Annotated in this window: 15 protein-coding genes and 1 tRNA gene; 5 read left to right on the forward strand and 11 right to left on the reverse strand. The window is 34.8% G+C overall.

Going from position 1 to position 20,597, the window contains the following annotated elements; translation table 11 throughout:
* Window positions 1-57 precede the first annotated feature (57 nt).
* The 9 genes from ruvB to recQ form a co-directional block, all read right to left on the reverse strand.
* Window positions 58-1,065, reverse strand: a complete 1,008-nt coding sequence (ruvB, locus tag A9G12_RS10275; RefSeq protein ID WP_065565758.1) for a Holliday junction branch migration DNA helicase RuvB — start codon at window positions 1,063-1,065, stop codon at window positions 58-60.
* A 14-nt stretch (window positions 1,066-1,079) separates the two neighbouring features.
* On the reverse strand, window positions 1,080-1,685 hold the full coding sequence (gene ruvA / locus A9G12_RS10280) for a Holliday junction branch migration protein RuvA (RefSeq protein ID WP_065565759.1): 606 nt from the start codon (window positions 1,683-1,685) through the stop codon (window positions 1,080-1,082).
* A 258-nt stretch (window positions 1,686-1,943) separates the two neighbouring features.
* Entirely contained in the window at window positions 1,944-2,282 is a 339-nt protein-coding gene (locus tag A9G12_RS10285) for a YbaB/EbfC family nucleoid-associated protein (RefSeq protein WP_065565760.1), read from the reverse strand.
* Window positions 2,283-2,315: 33 nt separating this feature from the next.
* The gene (dnaX, locus tag A9G12_RS10290) at window positions 2,316-4,418 is read right to left on the reverse strand and encodes a DNA polymerase III subunit gamma/tau (RefSeq protein WP_065565761.1); all 2,103 of its coding nucleotides are present in this window, start codon (window positions 4,416-4,418) and stop codon (window positions 2,316-2,318) included.
* Between the two features lie 210 nt (window positions 4,419-4,628).
* Window positions 4,629-5,123 (reverse strand): hypothetical protein, encoded by a 495-nt coding sequence (locus tag A9G12_RS10295; protein WP_065565762.1) that lies wholly within the window; start codon window positions 5,121-5,123, stop codon window positions 4,629-4,631.
* Window positions 5,124-5,291: 168 nt separating this feature from the next.
* Window positions 5,292-6,884: a hypothetical protein gene (locus A9G12_RS10300; protein ID WP_065565763.1), complete on the reverse strand. Its 1,593-nt coding sequence runs from the start codon at window positions 6,882-6,884 to the stop codon at window positions 5,292-5,294.
* A 370-nt stretch (window positions 6,885-7,254) separates the two neighbouring features.
* Window positions 7,255-8,433: a M20 family metallopeptidase gene (locus A9G12_RS10305; RefSeq protein WP_065565764.1), complete on the reverse strand. Its 1,179-nt coding sequence runs from the start codon at window positions 8,431-8,433 to the stop codon at window positions 7,255-7,257.
* Between the two features lie 39 nt (window positions 8,434-8,472).
* Window positions 8,473-9,705 (reverse strand): hypothetical protein, encoded by a 1,233-nt coding sequence (locus tag A9G12_RS10310; protein WP_065565785.1) that lies wholly within the window; start codon window positions 9,703-9,705, stop codon window positions 8,473-8,475.
* A gap of 116 nt (window positions 9,706-9,821) precedes the next feature.
* Window positions 9,822-11,651, reverse strand: coding sequence for a DNA helicase RecQ (recQ, locus tag A9G12_RS10315; RefSeq protein WP_065565765.1), 1,830 nt, complete (start codon window positions 11,649-11,651; stop codon window positions 9,822-9,824).
* Window positions 11,652-11,938: 287 nt separating this feature from the next.
* On the opposite strand from recQ, the gene A9G12_RS10320 reads away from it, so the two are divergent.
* The 4 genes from A9G12_RS10320 to A9G12_RS10335 all read left to right on the forward strand — a co-directional run bounded on the left by A9G12_RS10320 (window position 11,939) and on the right by A9G12_RS10335 (window position 15,602).
* Window positions 11,939-12,015, forward strand: a tRNA-Val gene (locus A9G12_RS10320).
* Between the two features lie 273 nt (window positions 12,016-12,288).
* Window positions 12,289-13,533 (forward strand): nucleoside permease, encoded by a 1,245-nt coding sequence (locus A9G12_RS10325; protein WP_065565766.1) that lies wholly within the window; start codon window positions 12,289-12,291, stop codon window positions 13,531-13,533.
* Between the two features lie 82 nt (window positions 13,534-13,615).
* A complete protein-coding gene (locus tag A9G12_RS10330; protein WP_065565767.1) occupies window positions 13,616-14,650 on the forward strand; it encodes an ADP-ribosylglycohydrolase family protein in 1,035 nt (344 codons plus the stop codon).
* Complete coding sequence (locus tag A9G12_RS10335; protein WP_065565768.1) at window positions 14,628-15,602, forward strand: PfkB family carbohydrate kinase; 975 nt, start codon at window positions 14,628-14,630, stop codon at window positions 15,600-15,602. The genes A9G12_RS10330 and A9G12_RS10335 overlap by 23 nt, the downstream gene beginning before the upstream one ends.
* A 236-nt stretch (window positions 15,603-15,838) precedes the next feature.
* Here A9G12_RS10335 and A9G12_RS10340 read toward each other — a convergent pair whose 3' ends face one another.
* Window positions 15,839-16,576, reverse strand: a complete 738-nt coding sequence (locus tag A9G12_RS10340) for a GntR family transcriptional regulator (RefSeq protein ID WP_065565769.1) — start codon at window positions 16,574-16,576, stop codon at window positions 15,839-15,841.
* Between the two features lie 859 nt (window positions 16,577-17,435).
* On the reverse strand, window positions 17,436-19,409 hold the full coding sequence (locus A9G12_RS10345) for a TonB-dependent receptor domain-containing protein (RefSeq protein WP_065565770.1): 1,974 nt from the start codon (window positions 19,407-19,409) through the stop codon (window positions 17,436-17,438).
* A gap of 172 nt (window positions 19,410-19,581) precedes the next feature.
* Here A9G12_RS10345 and A9G12_RS10350 point away from each other — a divergent pair, with 172 nt between their 5' ends.
* Window positions 19,582-20,508 (forward strand): siderophore ABC transporter substrate-binding protein, encoded by a 927-nt coding sequence (locus A9G12_RS10350; RefSeq protein WP_065565771.1) that lies wholly within the window; start codon window positions 19,582-19,584, stop codon window positions 20,506-20,508.
* Window positions 20,509-20,597 lie beyond the last annotated feature (89 nt).

The following is a 20,597-nucleotide window of genomic DNA, read 5'->3' on the forward strand; positions in this document are numbered from 1 at the left end:
AATTGATGTTATCTTGTGTATAAAACAATTAGCATAGGACTTGAAAACTTAAACAAACTAATTATTATCCTGAATAATACCAAAATGCCGATAAGCATGTGGTGTGGCAATGCGTCCGCGTGGGGTTCGTTGAATATAGCCTTGTTGAATCAAAAACGGCTCTAACACATCTTCAATAGTTTCGCGTTCTTCACCAATAGCTGCGGCAATATTATCCAGCCCTACTGGCCCACCCATAAATTTTTCAATAATTGCCAACAATAATTTGCGATCCATAAAATCGAAACCTTCGGTATCAACATCGAGCATATCTAAAGCTTGGGTAGCAATTTTTTTATCAATTATACCTTTAGATTTAACATCGGCATAATCTCTAACGCGACGTAATAATCGATTGGCAATTCGCGGGGTTCCGCGTGAACGTTTAGCGATTAAATGCGCACCTTCATCGGATAAATCCAAGCCCAAAAACTTAGCACTACGACTGACAATATATTCAAGATCTTCAACTCGATAAAATTCCAAACGTTGCACGATGCCAAAACGATCACGTAATGGCGACGTTAACGAGCCTGCTCGAGTAGTCGCTCCAATTAAAGTAAATGGAGGTAGATCGATTTTGATTGATCGCGCAGCCGGACCTTCACCAATCATAATATCTAATTGATAATCTTCCATAGCTGGGTATAAAATTTCCTCAACTACTGGTGACAAACGATGGATCTCATCAATAAAAAGCACATCATTAGGTTCTAAATTAGTTAACATGGCGGCCAAATCACCAGCTTTTTCTAGTACTGGCCCCGAGGTAGTGCGCAAATTAACATTAAGTTCATTAGCAACAATATTAGCTAAAGTAGTTTTACCTAAACCCGGAGGGCCAAAGATCAACACATGATCTAAGGCATCATTACGCTGTTTAGCTGCTTGAATAAAGATTTTCATCTGTTCACGGACTTGGGCTTGCCCAACATACTCATCTAAACATTTAGGACGAATAGCCCGATCTAATGACTCTTCTTCTTTTTGAACTTGAGGTGCAATCAAACGATCAGCTTCAATCATAACTAATCCCTATTCTACAATGCCGATTTTAATGCTTCACGAATGAGCGTTTCACTATCCATCTCAGGTTTAATGACTTTACTGATGATGCGGCTGGCTTCTTGTGGTTTATAACCTAAAGCAATTAATGCCGCCACAGCCTCACTTTCAATCTGATTGGATGATTTTTTAACATTACCAGTTATCACAACATTAGTACTGGTTAGTTCTTCACCAAAACGTTTAACACGATCTTTCATTTCCACAATTAAACGTTCGGCTGTTTTAGTACCTACACCTGGCAATTTAACCAAGGTTTTGATTTCGCCCTGTTCTACTGCATTAATAAATTGTTGTGCTGACATTCCCGACAAGATAGCTAATGCCAATTTAGGACCAACACCATTAACTTTAATCAGCTCGCGAAATAATTCCCGCTCTTGCTCATGATTAAAGCCATAAAGGATTTGTGCATCTTCGCGCACCACAAAATGAGTTAATACAATTACTTCTTGATTATTGTCGGGTAATTCATAAAAACAGGTCATCGGCATAAAAACTTCATAACCAACACCACCAACTTCAATTAACACTTTTGGCGGTTGTTTTTCAATAATGGTTCCACGTAAACGACCTATCACAATTCATCCTTAATTTATTAGCGCTATATCAAAAGAAAATTGTCTTGACCAGCAATTACCTAATATCAATAACTAAGCAACTACTAAATATAATTAACAAATATGCAGTTACTAATGAAGATATATTAAGATTATAATTAGCAGTAGTTTACCTGATAGCTAACAAATAATAAAGAAAAACTGTATAAATAGACAGGCAATAATCAAGGGATTTTGCCGACTAAATCGGCAAAATCTAGGATAGGAAAGAAAATTAACTTAAAATGGCATTTTAAAACCAGGTGGTAATTGCATACCACCAGTTACTTGTGCCATTCTTTCTTTTTGTGCATCTTCTAAACGACGAGTTGCATCATTAAATGCTGCGGCAATCAAATCTTCTAACATTTCTTTATCATCATCAGTGACTAAAGAAGGATCAATTTCAACGCGTTTACAACTATGCGCACCATTGACTGTAACCTTAACTAAACCAGCACCTGATTCACCGGTTACTTCTAATTTGGCGATCTCTTCCTGAGCTTGTTGCATTTTTGCTTGCATTTGTTGGGCTTGTTTCATTAAGTTGCCCAAACCGCCTTTTCCACCTGAAAACATAATTATTCCTCGTTAATAATATTTAACTCGTCATTATACAGGACGAATACTAGCTTCATCAATCTTAGCTTCAAAAGATTGACAAATCATCGCGACCTTAGGATCTGCATTAATAATTTGCTTAGCCTGTTCCAGTTTTTGTTGGTATAGTTGCTCACGCATTTCTAATGGCGTTTTATTACTTTGATCATCATCGATAATAATTTGTAGTTTCAACGATTGTTGCCGATGATTGGCTAAGGCGCTCTCTAATTTATTGCAATTAATAGATGACTTAATTAAGTGCTTTAGTGGCGATCGCATATGTAGCACTAGGTTTTCAGCATCAACCTGTTCAATAAAAGAATTAATAGCGATTTGTTTAATTAATGGTGCTAAATTCAGTTGTTCAATTTCGGCACACCATGGATCTTTTTCCGCCATTTCAGCAATTAATTTTTGAGTCATTTCCGGCGTTTTATCACCATTTAATGATTCTCGAAAAGTCTTAGTATCAATGATTAATTCATCTTTTTTAACGTCAACCAAACCCAAAGATTGCCATTGATAATTTTCGGCTGTTATTTCTTCCTCTTCATCATTACTTACTTCAGCTACCTTATTAACCATATCCAAATCGGTTTTAGGTGCTAATTTTGCGCTTACTGTGGGGATTTTTGGTTGATTATGAACAACCGCTTCAGACTTTTTTGGATTGTGTTCCCCTTGTAGCAATTGCATGCGCATTTCTAATATGTTTTTGGTTAGCGATGATGCATCATCAGGAACTTGTATTGTTGGATTATCAACAGTTGCATCGCTGGCCAACATTAGTGTTTGGTCGGATTGTTGTGCTTGATTAACAGCAGGTATTGGTTGCGCTACTGCTTTAACCTCGGAGTCAGTGGCATTGATTGGCATTGAAATTGGTTCAGCTGGCTTTAACCGGGGTGCAACAGACGTTTTATCACAAGTTGAAGCATTGCTTACTATTGAATGCGTTTTTGCCCCTTGCCCCTGTGGTAATGGAGACTTTATTTGTGGTGCCGATGGCGGAGTAACTGAATCGATGTTTTTGGGTATAAAAGCTAAGGCGCGTAAAAAACTCATCTCCACCCCGATTTTTTTATCTGGTACAAATGCCAGTTCTTTACGACCCATTAATAGAATTTGATAGAATAACTGAACATCATTTGGTGCCATATACTGTGCTAAAGAACGGATACGTTCTTCATTATCAGTGTAATCCCCTATAGCCGTAGGTACCACTTGCAATAAAGCGATTTGATGCAATAAGGTAATGGTTTGACCAAGTAAATTATCCCAATCGGCTCCTTGTTTAGCAGCCATCTCAATTTGTTGCATAAGTGCATTGCCATTTCCTTGATGAAGTGCTTCAATCAATGAAAACGGGATAGCACTATCCAACGTACCTAACATCACCGCTACCGAGGCCGTATCGACTTTGCCATTACCTAGGGCGATTGCTTGATCAGTAAGACTTAATGCATCGCGCATACTACCGTTAGCCGCTTTAGCTAATAGTTGGATGGCTTTAGCTTCGCTGTCTACTTGTTCGATTTGTAAAATATTAGTCAGCTGTTGACTAATCAATGATGCGTCCAAAACATTTAAGTGCAAATGTAAACAACGCGATAAAATCGTGATAGGTAATTTTTGCGGATCAGTCGTGGCAAGTAAAAATTTAACATGTTCTGGTGGTTCTTCTAATGTTTTTAGCAATGCATTAAAACTACTCCGTGACAACATATGTACTTCATCAATAAGGTAAACTTTAAAGCGACCTTTAGTTGGCAAGTATTGAATATTGTCGAGAATTTCCCGCGTGTCTTCAACTTTAGTGCGTGAAGCCGCATCAATTTCGAGTAAATCAACAAACCGACCTTGCTCAATATCACGGCAATTATCACACTCGCCACAGGGTGTAGCAGTAATACCGCTTTCACAATTGAGCCCTTTTGCTAATAAACGCGCTATTGAAGTTTTGCCGACACCACGGGTGCCAGAAAATAAATAAGCATGATGAACTCGCCCAAGTGAAAGCGCATTGGATAGAATTTTTAGGACATGCTCTTGCCCAACAACTTCAGAAAATGATTTTGGCCGCCATTTGCGCGCCAGAACTTGATAACTCATATTCGCCATTACATATTACTAATCAATTTGCTAGTAATCATATCATAAACTGGTTTAATAGTCTTTAAACCGCATATAAGCTACTTAACTTAAATATATTGACAATTAAATAAATAAATTATCCATATGAATATACTTAAACGTATAGCACTCCTGAAACATCTTTACACGCCCATGTTTTTATTTTATTCCAAATGAAATAAAACCAATTTAAATAGATTTCGGATAACCAACTTTAAATTTTTTTATATTAAAAGCCAATTCTGCTAAAAAATCATTATCAGTTTTAATATGGGAACTTGCTTGTTCCCATGTTAATAAAAATGCTATTTGTTTTGGGGTTAAATGGAAGTGTTTAGCTAGATCAATATAATAATATTCCATTTGTTTCGCATTATTTATAATGTGAGTTCGCCAAATCAAGTAATCAGTTAAATCAAACTTACCATTTAATACAAAACCCCATTCAGTTTCTAATGCATTAGGGAAGTAAGTTAAAACGCTTTTTACGGGTAAACCACAGTTAATAATAATTTCATTATTTAATTTTTTGATTGTTTTTACATGTAATTTTAATGGATGGTTAAATAACTTCGTAACAATGTAAGCTGATTGATTATAGAGCCGACAAAAAAATCCACTATCTTTTATAAAACAAATTCCGGAAGTATTTTTTGTTAATTGTATCTTTTGGTAAGTATCCATTGCTATTTTATATCTGTATTGTACTTCAAATTTATTTTTGATTATTTTTTGTTCGATTAAAATGCGTGAACCTTACCGTGCTTTGCACAATAAGGTTCACGCATTCAAATAACCTGCGCTTGCTGTGCCTTGCACTACAAGCTAATTTTAAATTTACTTATAATAATTTTATTCACTAACACAGGCTATTCCATAGGTACCATTATCAGAAGGACCATCACCTATGGCACCTGAATTCGCTGCAACAACAAAATAATGCTCTTTAAACCATTTACTTTCATGATACTCTCGTGTCCAATAGAAAGTTACGTTTGGTTCACTAATCCATCCCGGAGCCACCGACGCAAAGCGTGTCCAGTCAGAATCCGGATAAAAACCTTTAGTTACAGCGCCCCATTCATTAAATAATCCCCCTATCCATTCATTTTCTTGTTTATAACTAATTTTATGCATAGCTGCCCTACCTGCACCGGGTGTCCCTGCAAGCCAATAGTTGCTGTTAGTATAATCTGCACGACGTGGCACTTGATAATTACCCTTAAGGGTGTTGCGACAATAATTGTCTGCAACAGGTAGACTTGCCGTACCACCCTGGGCTATGTACCAACGCTGAATTATAAAACCATAAAGTAACTGCTTTTTATTTTCATCGCTATACAGTCTAAAAGTTGACGGACTAAAATCACCACCTGACGTTGCAGATGAGGGGCCTTTTAAAGTAACTCTTAGCGAGCCGTCATGCTCACTTAATGCAAGCTCTACGCCAACACCACTTACCGCGACCACTCGTTCACCATTAATACGAATAATATCCTTTGGCGTCTTGCCTACTATTTTCATATCGAAAAACAAATTATTTGAGCCCGTCGTAGGAAAGTTTTTTTCCGGATGTTCTAAATCAATTTTATAAAAACCCTTATCTTTATTCCATTCAGTCTCATCCTTAGTAACACCTTCTTGGCTTTCATAGACTAGGTTCGGTTTTGCATAACACAACTCTGCTGGCTCTATTTTGGGATTGATATTATAGGTGTGTTTACCACCAGTAAAGTCTGTTTTATTCGGTATGCCATACTTCGTCGATAACGTTCCCCCTGTCGCTTCAACCGTTATTTGATAAGGTGCGTTACAACCATTGAGTTTTTTATCCTCATCTTCTTTTACTTCTTTAGTTATGTCAGTATTCTCGACATCCTGCCATTTTACTGTTAACTTCCCTGTTATTGTAGGAGTATGATCCCCGTCTAGATCTTGCCAAAAACTCTCGCTTACAACGGTATCATTTAATGACCTTTCCGGGTAATTTTTATTTGAGGATGGTAATTGTACATATGTTTTGATATCTGAAAATTTGACCGGAGTGGTATTAGCAATATTAACAGGATCTGATTTACTTGAAGTATCTGTTGATGAGTCCAGTTGTTGACCATCTGGCAAAGTAATTGATAACAAAGGTGTAACGCTATTTGATTCGGTAAGACCACCGTCAAAAGTTAAAAATGGGACTGTACCATAAATTATATTGGCGGTATGAGCATTTAAACCGTATGCATAACCTGCTACGAAAAATAAATTTACGGTCAATAATGATTTTAAAAACTTGGTACTTAAAATTGAATTGGGTACTAAATCACAAAGAAACCTTAAATAGTTAATGAATATTTTTAAAAAATTTTGTCTGGAAATTATCCCTAATTTATGGCTGGCTGGCTGGCTGGCTGGCTGGCTGGCTGGCTGGCTGGCTGGCTGGCCTCTAAACAATTGTATTTTAACATATTATCAGTCCTTTGTCTTGATATATGATTGTTTTATTGTAAAAAAATTTAACTCGAATTTTTGAAAAGTATAAATAAATTAAGTAGATTATGCAAATATAAGCTTATGGAAATTTGTTAAGAAATGTAAAGAATTAACGGTAATGCATAGTATTTTTATTTAGCATTAACTTTAGAGGCTTGTAGATTAAGTATTTTAAATTAAGTATATTATTATAGTATTGCAACTAATAAAATTTTTGCTTATAACTTGACACTATTCTAGTAAACTATTGTTACAACATCACATAAATCATGCGACATTGTAACATAAAATGAGGTTAGTTGTATTGCTTATAACGTAGCCTAATTAATAGTTAATCTTGATTTAAATAAGCCCACGCATATTGTGCATATAATTCGGCACCTAAACTCATGCCATCTTCATCAACATTAAAACAACCATGATGATGAGGCCATTGGGTGTCTTTATCTGGATTACCCGAACCCACTAACGCAAATGCACCGGGAATGTTTTCAGTGTAGTAACTAAAATCCTCACCACCAGTAGTCGGAGGTTCAAAATAAAGAGTATCTTCACCAAAGGATTCAACAATTACTTTTTGAGCTAATAAAGCGCTTTCTTTATCATTTAGTACCGGTAAAGTACCATAAATATATTCAACTTCGGCAGTAGCACGATACATTGAAGCAACTTGATTCGCATAACGACGAATTGCAGCTTCGATTTTGTCACGGACAGCAACATTAAAACAACGCACTGTGCCTTCAAGAACTGCATTTTCCGCAATAACATTAAAACGAGTTCCTACATCCATGCGTCCAATAGTAACAACGGCTGGATCAAGGGGAGCAATTTCGCGAGAGACGATCGCTTGTACGTTCATTACAAACGCGGATGCAACCATTACGGCATCAATAGTATCATGCGGCATTGAACCATGACCGCCCTTACCTTTAAAGCGCACAGTTAATAAGTCAGCGGAAGCAAAACTAGATCCAACCACACAAGAAACTTTGCCAACTGGCATTAACGACCAAATATGCATACCAAAAGCACTATCAACACCTTCAAGCACACCTTGCTTGATCATGCCTTTGGCTCCTTGCGCGATTTCTTCTGCGGGTTGGAACACTAATCTAACATTACCTTTTAATTGGTCACGAATAGCATATAACGCTTTCGCTGCAGTGAGTAACATTGAGGCATGGGTGTCATGTCCACAAGCATGCATTTTGCCATCAATCGTGGATTTGTAATCTATATTATTATTTAATTCTTGTACTGGTAATGCGTCAATATCAGCACGTAATAATATTCTTTTACCTGGTTTACCACCTTGAATTTCAGCAATAAGACCAGTGGGTTCTGTACGACGATAAGGAATCCCAATTTTATCTAGTTGTTCAGCGATTTTATCTGTGGTTCTAAACTCTTCCCATGGTAATTCAGGGTGACGATGTAAGTCACGACGAAAAGTAACCATATCAGCAATATTCTGCTTAATTAGTGTTTTAATATTTTGATTTATCATTTTAATACCTTTTTAATTCTAATTGGCGAAATCATCCATTTAATGAACTGGTGTTAAAGGACCGACAATCATATTAACCATTATCCCAGCAAGCACTACCGATACAATGGTTACTGAGATGAATCCACCAATCAACATTGGCGGTAACATGTGGCTGGTAAGTACCTCTTTTTCAGCCTGATCTTTGGTTAAATTATTAATGACTTCAGTGGTAATAATATAATCGGCAGGGAATCCATATAATGCAGTCAAAGCAATGGAAAATGCCATTTCTTTACTTACTTTCAGAGCCATTCCTACTATAACAGAAAAAATAAACATCCCCACCACAGCGGCTAAAATAAATACAATTAGTGGAATAATAAGTTCAACAACCATTTGTGGTGTTGCTTTGCTAAGAGTATTAAAAACAAAGAGCATTAGTCCCATGACCGCAATACCAAAACCACCAGCTTTCTTCAACGGATGCCGTTCCAAAAAACCAACTGATGAGGCAATTACCCCGAATAATAAGCACAATACAAATGGACTAATATTTACAATTGGTTTTAGAATTGTTGAGCATAAATAGGCTAAAAATCCCATAATTGCAATGCGTAAAAAAATAAAATATGTTGAGTTATAACTAGCAGGAATTTTAGCAAATAACTGTGGCATCGGGTTTTCGTCAGTTACAACTTCTGCTTTGCTTTTTATATTAGCTTGGTCATCCTCAGCTGATGACCAAGTACCGGCACGGTATTTTTGCAGCACTTTACGACCTTCACGCTTCAGCATTATTGAAGTTAGTGGGTAGCCAATAAATCCTTGCATTACGTAGATAATAATTGCAAACACTGCCAAATTATTTAATCCAGCATCAGTTGCACCTTGAGCCATAATAATTGCCGAAACAATACCACCAACTAACGGTGGAATAGCCACAATCACCATATTATAATCAAAGAATAAATAACCAATGACAATCGTTATCAAAATTATGCCAATAATACCCATTAATGATATTAAAATAGTCTTCCATTGACGCAATAACTCTTTTACTGATAACAAAGTCCCCATGTTAACAATTAATAAATACATAAACATCACAGCTACAACGTCGGGAATACCTGATCTAGCTACAATATCTTTTGGGAAAAAAGTCCAGTACCCAAAAAGGAAGAGCACCGCACACACAAACATTGATGGGATCCAAGCTTTAGTACGAGTAGATACAACATCGCCAAGAAAGAGGATAATTAGTAGTATAACTAATGCTAGCATTTGTGGCATGTCGGTCATTGGTGACATAAAAAAACTCCATATTTATAATTGTTAATTATTTGTGGACTTAAAAAATTATACTATTTTGCTTACAAAAGCTAATGTTTTAGATTATTTTTTTGAAATTAACTATTTTTAATCATGAAATTATTAATTTCATCTAAAAATAAGGTGCCATATTTTTCGAGTTTTTTCGTACCAATACCTGTAACATTAAGTAATTCTTTTTTGTTTTCTGGCATGGTTTGCACCATTTCAAGGAGAGTCGCATCACTAAAGATAATATACGGGGCTACATCTTCTACATCTGCAATATCTTTACGTAATCGTTTTAGATTATTAAATAAGATACGTTCCTCGTAAGATAATATGGTGGTCATATTAATTGCCCTTGCATAACGATTTAAGCGGCTCTTTTTGACAATTTCCAAACGTGGTTTAGAAAGTGATAAAGAGATCTCTCCTCTAAGCAATGGTCGAGCTTTTTCTGTTAATTGCAACGTAGTGTATGTTGATATATTTTGACTTATATAACCTAAATGAATCAATTGCCTTATTACACTGAGCCAGTAATCAGTTGCATGTTGTTTACCAATACCATAAACAGATAATTTATTATGACCATTCTCTTTAATTTGTGAACGTGAGGAACCACGTAAAACATCGACAATATATTGCGAGCCATAGCGTTGTTCTACCCGGTAAATACATGACAAAACTTTTTGGGCATCAACCAAACCATCGTAATATTCAGGAGGATAAAGACAAATATCACAGTTATTACAAGGTTCGGTGTGATTTTCACCGAAATAATTAAGTAATACTATACGTCTACACGTTAAGCTTTGTGCAAATGCTTCCATGGCATTAATCTTATGCAATTCAACTTGTTTATGATTACTTTCGATTTTGTTGTCTATTTGCCGATGATACCAATTAAGATCTTTGCTATTAAACAATAATACAGCTTCAGCTGGCACACCATCACGCCCTGCTCGCCCGGTTTCTTGATAATAAGCTTCAATAGTGCGCGGGCAATCAGCATGAATAACAAAACGAACATTAGGTTTATTAATTCCCATGCCGAAAGCCACTGTTGCAACAATAATTTGAATATTATCTTTTAAAAATGCTTCCTGTGCTTGCTGACGTTCATTAATGGTTAATCCGGCATGATATGCGATTACCGAAAATCCCCGTGCAGCTAATCGGGTAGTCATATCTTCAACTTTAGAACGACTTGAACAATACACAATACCACTATTACCTTTTTGAGTTTCAATAAAAGATACCACTTGCTCAGTAAGATTGAATTTTTCCACCACGGTATAACGAATATTGGGACGATCAAAACTACGGACTACGACTAAAGGATCAACTAAGTTTAGTTGAGTAATAATATCAGCCTGAGTCATTTTATCGGCGGTGGCGGTTAAGGCAACAATAGGAACATTAGGGAAACGAGTAGAAAGTTGCCCTAGTTGGCGATAATCAGGCCTAAAATCGTGCCCCCATTGTGAAATGCAATGGGCTTCATCAATGGCAATTAGTGAAGGTGGCGTCTGTTCAATTAATTTAAAGAAAGATGAAACAGCTAATCGTTCCGGTGAAATATATAGAAGCTTGATACTATGATCTAAGTATTGTTCAATAACTTGTTGTTGTTGAGATGGTGACTGAGTTCCATTAAGGTAAGCAGCAGTTATACCATTAGCCAATAATTGATCAACCTGATCTTTCATTAATGAAATTAGTGGTGATATTACTAGTGCTGTTTTAGGCAATAAAACTGCAGGAATTTGATAACATAATGACTTACCTCCTCCTGTGGGAATAATCGTTAATGTATCGTGACCATCAATGATGGCTTCTATAATTTCCTTTTGTTGGTTACGAAATGATTTATAACCAAAAACATTATGCAAAACATCGTCAATCTGATCTTTTATTGACATACCTACCTAACACGTAACTCTCAATGTAAGCGGTGAGTATAGCTAAATTACCCCTAACAAACCACTGTGAGCGTATATTTATTTTATATTCTAAATAAAAATATAATGCACTTAAGCTACAATTATTCATAAAGATGGAAGGTAATAATAAAATACAACTAATTTTTACTCCCCATAATGTTTATTTTGTAATCAATTTTGTGCGACAGATTAAAAAACAGGCTATTTTTGATTTTTTTACTTGATAGAATATCATTTGACAGCTAATATTTGCGTGTTTCAAATATACGCCCGTAGCTCAGTTGGTTAGAGCATCACCTTGACATGGTGGGGGTCAGTGGTTCGAGTCCACCCGGGCGTACCATTCTAAAAATCGGTTTTCATCATAAAATCATAATCATCTATCAATTACTTCCTATAGATTTTTAAATTCAAATAGCTATGTTTTAAAATGTTTGGAATATTCAAAAAAATATCCACGATTTTCGATGATGCAAAATATTTTTTGTTGGCAAACTTTCAGGTCATTAAATCATCTAAGAAATGTTACTTAGATCACATTCTTGCATTAATTTCATTGCAAACATAATACCTTTATATAACCTATATATAACTATAACAAACAAATGAGGGTTATATGAATAAAATAAATATCAAACTTTCTTCTATGATGTTTATAGAATGGTTTATTTGGGGAGCATGGTTTGTCCCTTTATGGCAATTTTTAAGTTTTCATAACTTTTCTGCATCACAAATAGGTTTATGTTATGCAAGTACTGCCATCGCAGCTATCTTTTCTCCCATTATTGTTGGGTCAATTACAGACCGTTATTTTGCAGCACAAAAAGTACTCTCAGTGTTATGTCTAGTTGGTGCTCTGTTTATGTACATTGCTGCTCAACAAACAACATTTACACTCTTTTTCCCTCTGTTGCTGTTATATACTTTAACTTATATGCCAACAATCGCTTTAACTAACACAATAGCATTTTCAAATGTGAGTGATGTAGAACGTTATTTTCCTCGTATCCGAGTATTAGGTACAATTGGTTGGATCGCATCAGGGATTGCGTGTGGTTTTTTACCTGGTTGGCTTGGTTTTGGCGATATATCTGCCTCCAATATTCCACTCATTATTACCGCGTTAAGTTCAGCATTGCTAGGCATATTTGCATTATGTTTGCCAAATACACCTCCAAAAAGTACAGGAAAAATTAGCTTAAAAGTGATTTTAGGTTTAGATGCTATTATCCTACTTAAAGACAAAAACTTTCGAACCTTTGCTTTTTGTTCATTCCTATTTTGCATTCCATTAGCTTTTTATTATACCTTTTCTAATGGCTATCTTTCTGAGATTGGAATGAAAAATGCGACTGGATGGCTATCACTAGGTCAGGTTTCCGAAATATTATTTATGCTTTGTTTACCGTTATTTATGAAACGATATGGAATAAAAAATGTATTATTACTCGGATTAACCACCGCAGCAATTCGTTATGGATTCTTTATCTATGGTGGTGTTGATAATTACTTTATCTATAGCCTTTTATTCATTGGGATTTTACTGCACGGTGTTAGCTACGATTTTTACTTTGTCACAGCTTATGTCTATGTTGATAAAAAAGCACCACCAGAAATTAGAACGGCGGCTCAAGGTTTAATTACACTTTGCTGTCAAGGTTTCGGTAGTTTAGTTGGATATAATCTAGGTGGAACCATGATGGAATATTTCTTTAAATATGACACACCACAAAAAGGTTTGACTTTCAATTGGGGCGGAATGTGGGGATTTGGTGCAATAATGATTGTTATCATCACCTTAATTTTCTTACTTTTCTTTAGAGAAAAACGCGACATTGAACCTATAAAAAATAATAATTAATAATATTAATAATTAGTAGATTCAAACCAAAATTAAACTAATTTAAACACTTTTTATATAGATTACGAAACAAGAGGATATCATGTCAATTTCAAAAGAAGATCGAATATTAGGTACGTTATATGGACAAGCGCTTGGCGACGCAATGGGAATGCCGTCAGAGTTATGGCCAAGAGCTAAGGTCCAATCCTATTTCGGTTGGATTGAAACTTTTTTGCCAGGACCTAAAGAAAATAACGCTGCATGTTATTTCAAACAGGCCGAATTTACCGATGACACTTCAATGGCTCTCGCTTTAGCTGATGCGGTTATCGAATGTAATGGTGAAATTTCCCCCACCATCATTGCTCGAAATATAATGAAATGGGCGCAAGAATTCGATGCTTTTAATAAGAATGTTCTAGGTCCAACCTCTAAAATTGCACTTAATGAAATAATAAAAGGTAGATCAATTGAATCATTGGAAAATAATGGAACAACTAATGGTGCAGCGATGCGTGTTTCACCATTAGGTTGTCTTCTATCAACTAAGAATTTGGATCATTTTATTAAACAAATAGCTCTAGCTTCAAGCCCTACCCATAAATCAGACATCGCCATTGCAGGTGCTGTAGCAATTGCATGGGCCATTTCTAAAGCTATTGATAATTGTACTTGGCAACAAATTAAATTAGGTATTTCAACTGTTGCTAATATTGCTCAACAGCAAAAAATCACAACATTTAGTCCTTCTATGTCATCACGAATCCAACTTGGATTAGATATAGCTCAAAAGCCGATTGGTATTGAATCTCGTTTATCCGACATTTATAACATTATTGGAGCAGGAACAAATACGATAGAGTCTGTACCTGCTGCAATAGCTATGGTTGAAATTGCACAAACTGATCCTAATCAATGCGCAATATTGTGTGCTAACTTAGGTGGAGATACCGACACTATTGGTGCAATGGCAACAGCAATTTGCGGAGCTTTAAATGGAATTGAAAGTATCAATCCACACTGGAAAAAACAATTAGACGAGGCTAATCAACTTGATTTTACTCATTACAGCAAACAACTTTCTCGATTAAGACAGCTAAAGGAGTTAACTGATGATCACCCGTCAACTGATTAGTCAAATTGGTGCATTACAAACTAAAAGGCAAATTTGCGTTCTTGGTGCTGCCATTATCGATTTAGTCATGAAAACACCAAGATTACCTCACTCAGGTGAAGATATTTCATTGTCTCAACATGAAAGACATATCGGTGGATGTGCTTTTAATATTGCTTTAATGTTAAAAAGGCTAGAGTTGAATTCATATAACGCATTACCAATTGGTAATGGTGTTTGGGCAAATGAAGTGAGTCAAATGATGGGATATCATAATATATCATCCGTTTTATCTAATCCTGATGGTGATAATGGTTGGTGTCTGGCTTTAGTAGAGCCTTCTGGCGAAAGAACATTTTTAACAATAGAAGGAGTTGAAAATACATGGAATTGGGAAATACTTAATCAACTTAAAATTGAAAAAGATGCTCTAATCTATTTATCTGGTTATCAGTTAACTAGTAATACGGGCGAAACCATTCTAGATTGGTTAGAATCATTAACGATACCTTTTACATTATTTATTGATTTTGGGCCAAGAATCTCCAAGCTAAATAAAGAAATATTAACTCGATTATTCGCATTTAAACCTATTTTATCGGTTAATCGCCAGGAAGCTCAATTTCTTGGATTAAATACTCAATCATCAGATCTTAAACTTTCTGTACAAAATTTTGCTAAAATGTGGTTCGATATGTATGAAACTCCAATCATAGTTCGATTAGATTGTTTAGGTGCCTATTGCTATGAAAAAGAAGAACAAACATGGACCGATATATTTCCTGTCAAAGTGATCGATACTATAGGCGCAGGAGATAACCATGCAGGTGGTGTTTTAGCTGCATTATCTGCTAATTGGTCTCTAGCGGATGCGGTATTATTAGGTAACGCTGTAGCCTCTTACGTCGTCGGTCAATCAGGTGCTGATTGTTCACCAACTAAAGAACAACTGATTAAACACATTAGACATTAATCTATTTAATTGTAGTACATTATTTATAATTATATTTAAAAGAAGTTATTCATTTATTACTAAACACGACAATCCTAAACCAAAGGGGGGGATTCCCCCTTTTAATATCACTATTTTGCAATCAATTCACCTTATCTATTCTATTATTTCTTCTTTCAACTAGCTATAAAAAACATTAGTATTGTCTTAATCAGCTAATTAGAAAATTCATATTACAATAACACTAATAACTATCTTTATTCTTCCGATGTGAATACATACATATCGCTACGACAATGATTGATACTATATTCAATAGGATTATTATTTACATCAAATACTTGTTGTTTTATAACCAAAACAGGAACTAACTCTTTTAATGACATAACTTGTTTAAATTCGTCATCGGGCATACTCGCACATACCCAGTTTTTAGCATGCATGGGAATAATGTTTCGGCTGTGAAAGAAGCTATACAGAGATAATTGAATATCATCAATATTATCAATAAACGTTTTAGGTACAAATGATTCCTCTATCGATACCGGATAATCGTCAATATAACGAATACGCTTTAACATAAAAACATCTTCATTACTACGAATATTAAGATACTTTGCCACTTCTGGAGAAGCTTTAATCAACTGTTTATTGACCCATATAGTATTAGGCTTTTGTCCACGTATATGAATTTGCTGAGAAAATCCTTTAAGGGTTTTAAGTGAGTATTCAAATGAACCTTTAACATATGTACCATAACCTCGAGTTCGGACTATAACACTTTCCTTTTCTAATTGTGCTAATGCTTTACGAATAGTAATACGTGAAATATCTAGTTGTTCAGTAAATTCTCTTTCACTTGGCAAAAAGTCTCCTTTCTTTAAGATACCTATAGTGATTTGTTTTTTAATAATATCAACAAATTGTTGGTACAAGGGCAATTTAGTATTTTTGTCTAAATGTCTTTGTAAACAAGAAATTAAATTATTACTCATTTTGTTCTCAATACCTTTATAACACTTATTTATATTTTTGTTTTTTTATCAGTGATTTTTTACTATCAGAATAACCGGTCTTAGATAGGTATTATCATACAGATGAAAACGAATAAAAGCTATAAACACCATTTTACATTAGTGATAATCTACCATAGTGATATTACAGCGTTTTTTTAAAGAAAACTGACATTATATTTATGATAATTAAGATAATAAAATATTATTAGTATGAAGAGAGGCAAGATAGTCGTGATCATGTTTTAAGCCCATATATTGTTCACAGAATACCGGAAAAAGCGACTAAGCAGAATAAAAGCGTCGTTCACTTTACACAAGTTGATGCCGGTTATTTAAGTAAGTCTTTTCTGCTATCAGGGATGAAATAGGTATCATGAGTAATTTTCTGATTGAATACCGACCAACCTTTCACGAAATACTTACATTATCTGCTCATTTATGAAGAATCAACTAAAGTTTATACTAAAGGGTATATGTGCCTCACGCTCAAATCGTAATTTAGGTGGGGATCAGTGGTTCGAATCCACCCTGATGTACCATTCTAAAAATCGGTTTTCATCATAAAATCGTAGTCATCTATCAATTACTTCCTATAGATTTTTGAGTTCAAATAGCTATATTTTAAAATGTTTGGAATATTCAAAAAATATCCTAATATGAAATTGATAATGATTATCTGATTTATATTCTTTTCCAATTTTAAAGGACTTAAATATTACCATAAGTAAGTATCTAAATTAATAACCAAATTATAAAAAAGGTAACAGTTGTAACTATCACCTTAACTAAAAAAACAATACCTTTAATTAATTATAATTAAACGTTAAAGCCAAAATGATTAGAAATTAATTTCAGTACCGACAAAGTAACGCCGACCTTCAAGGGTTTTACCAAAATCCTCGTTACTTACATCTTTGTCAAATAAGTTATAAACACCTGCATAAATTTTTGCCTGCTTATTAATATTATAAGATGCACCTACATCCCAGAAAGTATAGCCCGGATACTCTGTTTTTTTGCCATCACGGTTGGTTGTTGTTTCTATACCATAATAAGCCACTTTCGTCCATAAATCCCATTGGTTAGTAATATACCAATCAAGTTGAGTATTGAACTTTTGCTTAGGGGTGCGATTTAAAGGTTTACCTTTATTAACTCCACTTTTTTGTTCAGTCTTAGTCCATGAATAATTAGAACTTAATGAAAAATTGGTAAATAAAGGAGTTTTGAATGAAAGTTCAAGACCTTTAAGATCGGCTTTATCGACATTTTCTCGGGTTTGAACTAAATCATATTTTCTTTTAACACCTGCAATTCCACATTTTTTACTGCCAGCATCACCCTGACAAATTGTTTGAGTTTGAATTTTATCCTTATATTTAGTATAAAATGCGGTAGCAGAAGCATCAATACCATAGTCATTAGTATAACCAATACCTATTTCGAAATTATTAGATTTTTCTGGTTTTAAATTTGGATTTCCCAGAACTATACCATCATACTTCCATCCCCCAGTACCTTGGCCCCAATCTGATACTACTGAACGTAAATTTGGCGTCGCATAACCAGTTGAGTAACCACCTTTTAAAGTAAAGTTATCATCGATATTCCATACACTATAAACTCTTGGATTCCAGTTACTTCCATAATTTTCATCTTTGTTATAACGTAAACCTAAAGTCAAATTCCAATTTTCCAAAATACTCAATTCATCTTCGCTAAATAATGCATAGTTCCAACGATCAATTTTAGTTATACCACCTTCCAGTTTATTACCTTTATCATGTAATTCTTGATAATTATATTTTCCCCCAACAGTAAGCATATTGATACTAAATGGAATGGTTACTCGGCTATCTAAATCAGTATTTCTAATCTTCATTTTACGGTCTGGATTATTATTTTCCTCATATGCAACAAAGGAGGTAGTAGACACATCGTTAAATAACCCATTATGCGTTAAAGCAAATGAATTACGATGATTATCACGCTCGAAAACTCCTTGCTTAACTGTACGTGTTTTATTCGGGCTAGCCTTACTATTTTGCAGAGCGCGTCCGAAGTCAAAATCAAATGTTTGTGTTTCTGTGGCATTTAACGTTAATTTACCATTTAAACTGCGCAATTTTTGTTCTGCATGACCGTTCAAAAACCTATCTTCGTGACGATTAGAATATTGCCCATAAAGTTGAATACCTAAAATATCATCTATAATTGGGCCCATCGTTGAAAAACTGCTAGTATAAGTATTTTTTTCGTCAGAGTGATAAGGCATTACCGATTCTAGTCGTAATCCTGCATGCCAATTGTTTGATACTTTTTTGGTGATGATATTAATAACCCCGCCCATCGCATCTGATCCATATAAAGATGACATTGGTCCTCGCACCACTTCAATACGCTCTATCGCTGTCAAAGGCGGTAACCAACCTTGTTCAAATCCTGAATTATCGCCATTTGGGCGAGTTTCACGAGTACTAATTTTTTTGCCATCTACTAAAATCATTGTATATTTAGCATCCATACCTCGAATACTAATATCTGTTGCATCACCACCACCAGTAATAGTCACACCAGGTATATCTTTTAGTGCATCAGTCACATCCCGATAAGGCTTATTGCTAATTTCTTCTGGGGTAATTACTGAAATTGTAGCCGGAGCTTCTTTAATTTGTTGTGAAAATCCTGAAGCAGTTACTACCATGGTATCAATATCGGGATTAGTTGCAGCCATCGCTGTCGTAGATAACGAAAGTAGAATGCTTGAATTAAGCATATGTTTTGCTAATTTTAATTTTCTATTTTGTATCATTTCCTATAACCTTATTATTTATATTGATATTTATCAAATTAATGGGCTGAAGAACAGTACACTATATGAGAATAATTATCAATATCTTTACGGAATATTATTTATTTATAGACAAACATTAAAAGTTAAATAATAATAATTATCATTCTTAATAGCGAATAGAGGGTAAAAGATGAATAAACAGAGAAAATTACTGTTAACTGGCGTTGCTGCACTGATATTGGTTTTAACTGGATGCCAGTCAACTAATACGCTGACAGTAACCACAGAAAGTCAAACCGTTGTAGTACCAAAATCGCCGAAAAAAGTTGTCGTCATGAACTATGGTGCATTGGATACGTTAGATGCATTAGGAAAAGGCTCGATAGTTGTAGGTACTCCATTATCTGTTATTCCTTCATATTTACAGCAATATAGTAATGCTCATATTACCGATACAGGGAACATGAAAGAACCTAATATTGATGCCATAAAACAAGCTAAACCTGAATTAATTATTATTGATGGTCGACAAGCCAAAAGAGCAGAAGAATTTTCTAAAATTGCTCCAGTAATTAATTTAAGTGTTGATGGAAAAAATTATCTTGAATCAACTAAAAATCATATTAATGTGTTGGCAAATATCACAGGAACAGAGAAAACTGCTTCTAATTTGATTCAATCACTTGATACTAAGATCAATAATGCTCAATCTGTTACTCAGGCAAGTCATAAAAAAGCAATTGTCGCTATTCATAATGATGGCAAGATGATCCTGATTAATACTAGTTCTTCAGCGACACTTATTCATGATGTTTTAAAAGTAAAACGGGCTGTACCAGTAGTAGCAACAACAAATCCTGATCCAAAAGTAAGACCTAAACCAGTGTTCATTGATAGCCAATTTATCAGTAAAGTTAAACCTGATATTATTTATGTTGTTGACCGTAGCAAGGCCATTGGTCAGCAAGCTATGGCTACTAATTATTTTGATCAAAAACTGTTAAAGAAAAATAAAACACATGTAGTTTATTTAACACCAGATCTTTGGTATTTATCTGGAGGGGGAGCTGAAAGTTTAGATCTCCAAATTGATGAAGTGATTAGTTCTTTAAAATAGCTTAGTTGTTACAATATAAAATTATAAATTCCTATTTTTGCCCTTATTAATAAGGGCTTTTATTATTATCATCCGAATTTGAAACTAAA

The sequence above is a fragment of the Gilliamella sp. wkB112 genome (genome assembly GCF_001690685.1).
Taxonomy (GTDB): domain Bacteria; phylum Pseudomonadota; class Gammaproteobacteria; order Enterobacterales; family Orbaceae; genus Gilliamella; species Gilliamella apicola_J.

Coding starts and splice junctions, on each gene's coding strand:
- A9G12_RS10330 (WP_065565767.1), top strand. CDS start 13,616: ATGTCAATTTCAAAAGAAGATCGAATATTAGGTACGTTATATGGACAA.
- A9G12_RS10285 (WP_065565760.1), bottom strand. CDS start 2,282: ATGTTTTCAGGTGGAAAAGGCGGTTTGGGCAACTTAATGAAACAAGCC.
- A9G12_RS10350 (WP_065565771.1), top strand. CDS start 19,582: ATGAATAAACAGAGAAAATTACTGTTAACTGGCGTTGCTGCACTGATA.
- A9G12_RS10335 (WP_065565768.1), top strand. CDS start 14,628: ATGATCACCCGTCAACTGATTAGTCAAATTGGTGCATTACAAACTAAA.
- dnaX (WP_065565761.1), bottom strand. CDS start 4,418: ATGAGTTATCAAGTTCTGGCGCGCAAATGGCGGCCAAAATCATTTTCT.
- A9G12_RS10345 (WP_065565770.1), bottom strand. CDS start 19,409: ATGATACAAAATAGAAAATTAAAATTAGCAAAACATATGCTTAATTCA.
- recQ (WP_065565765.1), bottom strand. CDS start 11,651: ATGTCAATAAAAGATCAGATTGACGATGTTTTGCATAATGTTTTTGGT.
- ruvB (WP_065565758.1), bottom strand. CDS start 1,065: ATGATTGAAGCTGATCGTTTGATTGCACCTCAAGTTCAAAAAGAAGAA.
- A9G12_RS10305 (WP_065565764.1), bottom strand. CDS start 8,433: ATGATAAATCAAAATATTAAAACACTAATTAAGCAGAATATTGCTGAT.
- A9G12_RS10340 (WP_065565769.1), bottom strand. CDS start 16,576: ATGAGTAATAATTTAATTTCTTGTTTACAAAGACATTTAGACAAAAAT.
- A9G12_RS10325 (WP_065565766.1), top strand. CDS start 12,289: ATGAATAAAATAAATATCAAACTTTCTTCTATGATGTTTATAGAATGG.
- A9G12_RS10295 (WP_065565762.1), bottom strand. CDS start 5,123: ATGGATACTTACCAAAAGATACAATTAACAAAAAATACTTCCGGAATT.
- A9G12_RS10310 (WP_065565785.1), bottom strand. CDS start 9,705: ATGCCACAAATGCTAGCATTAGTTATACTACTAATTATCCTCTTTCTT.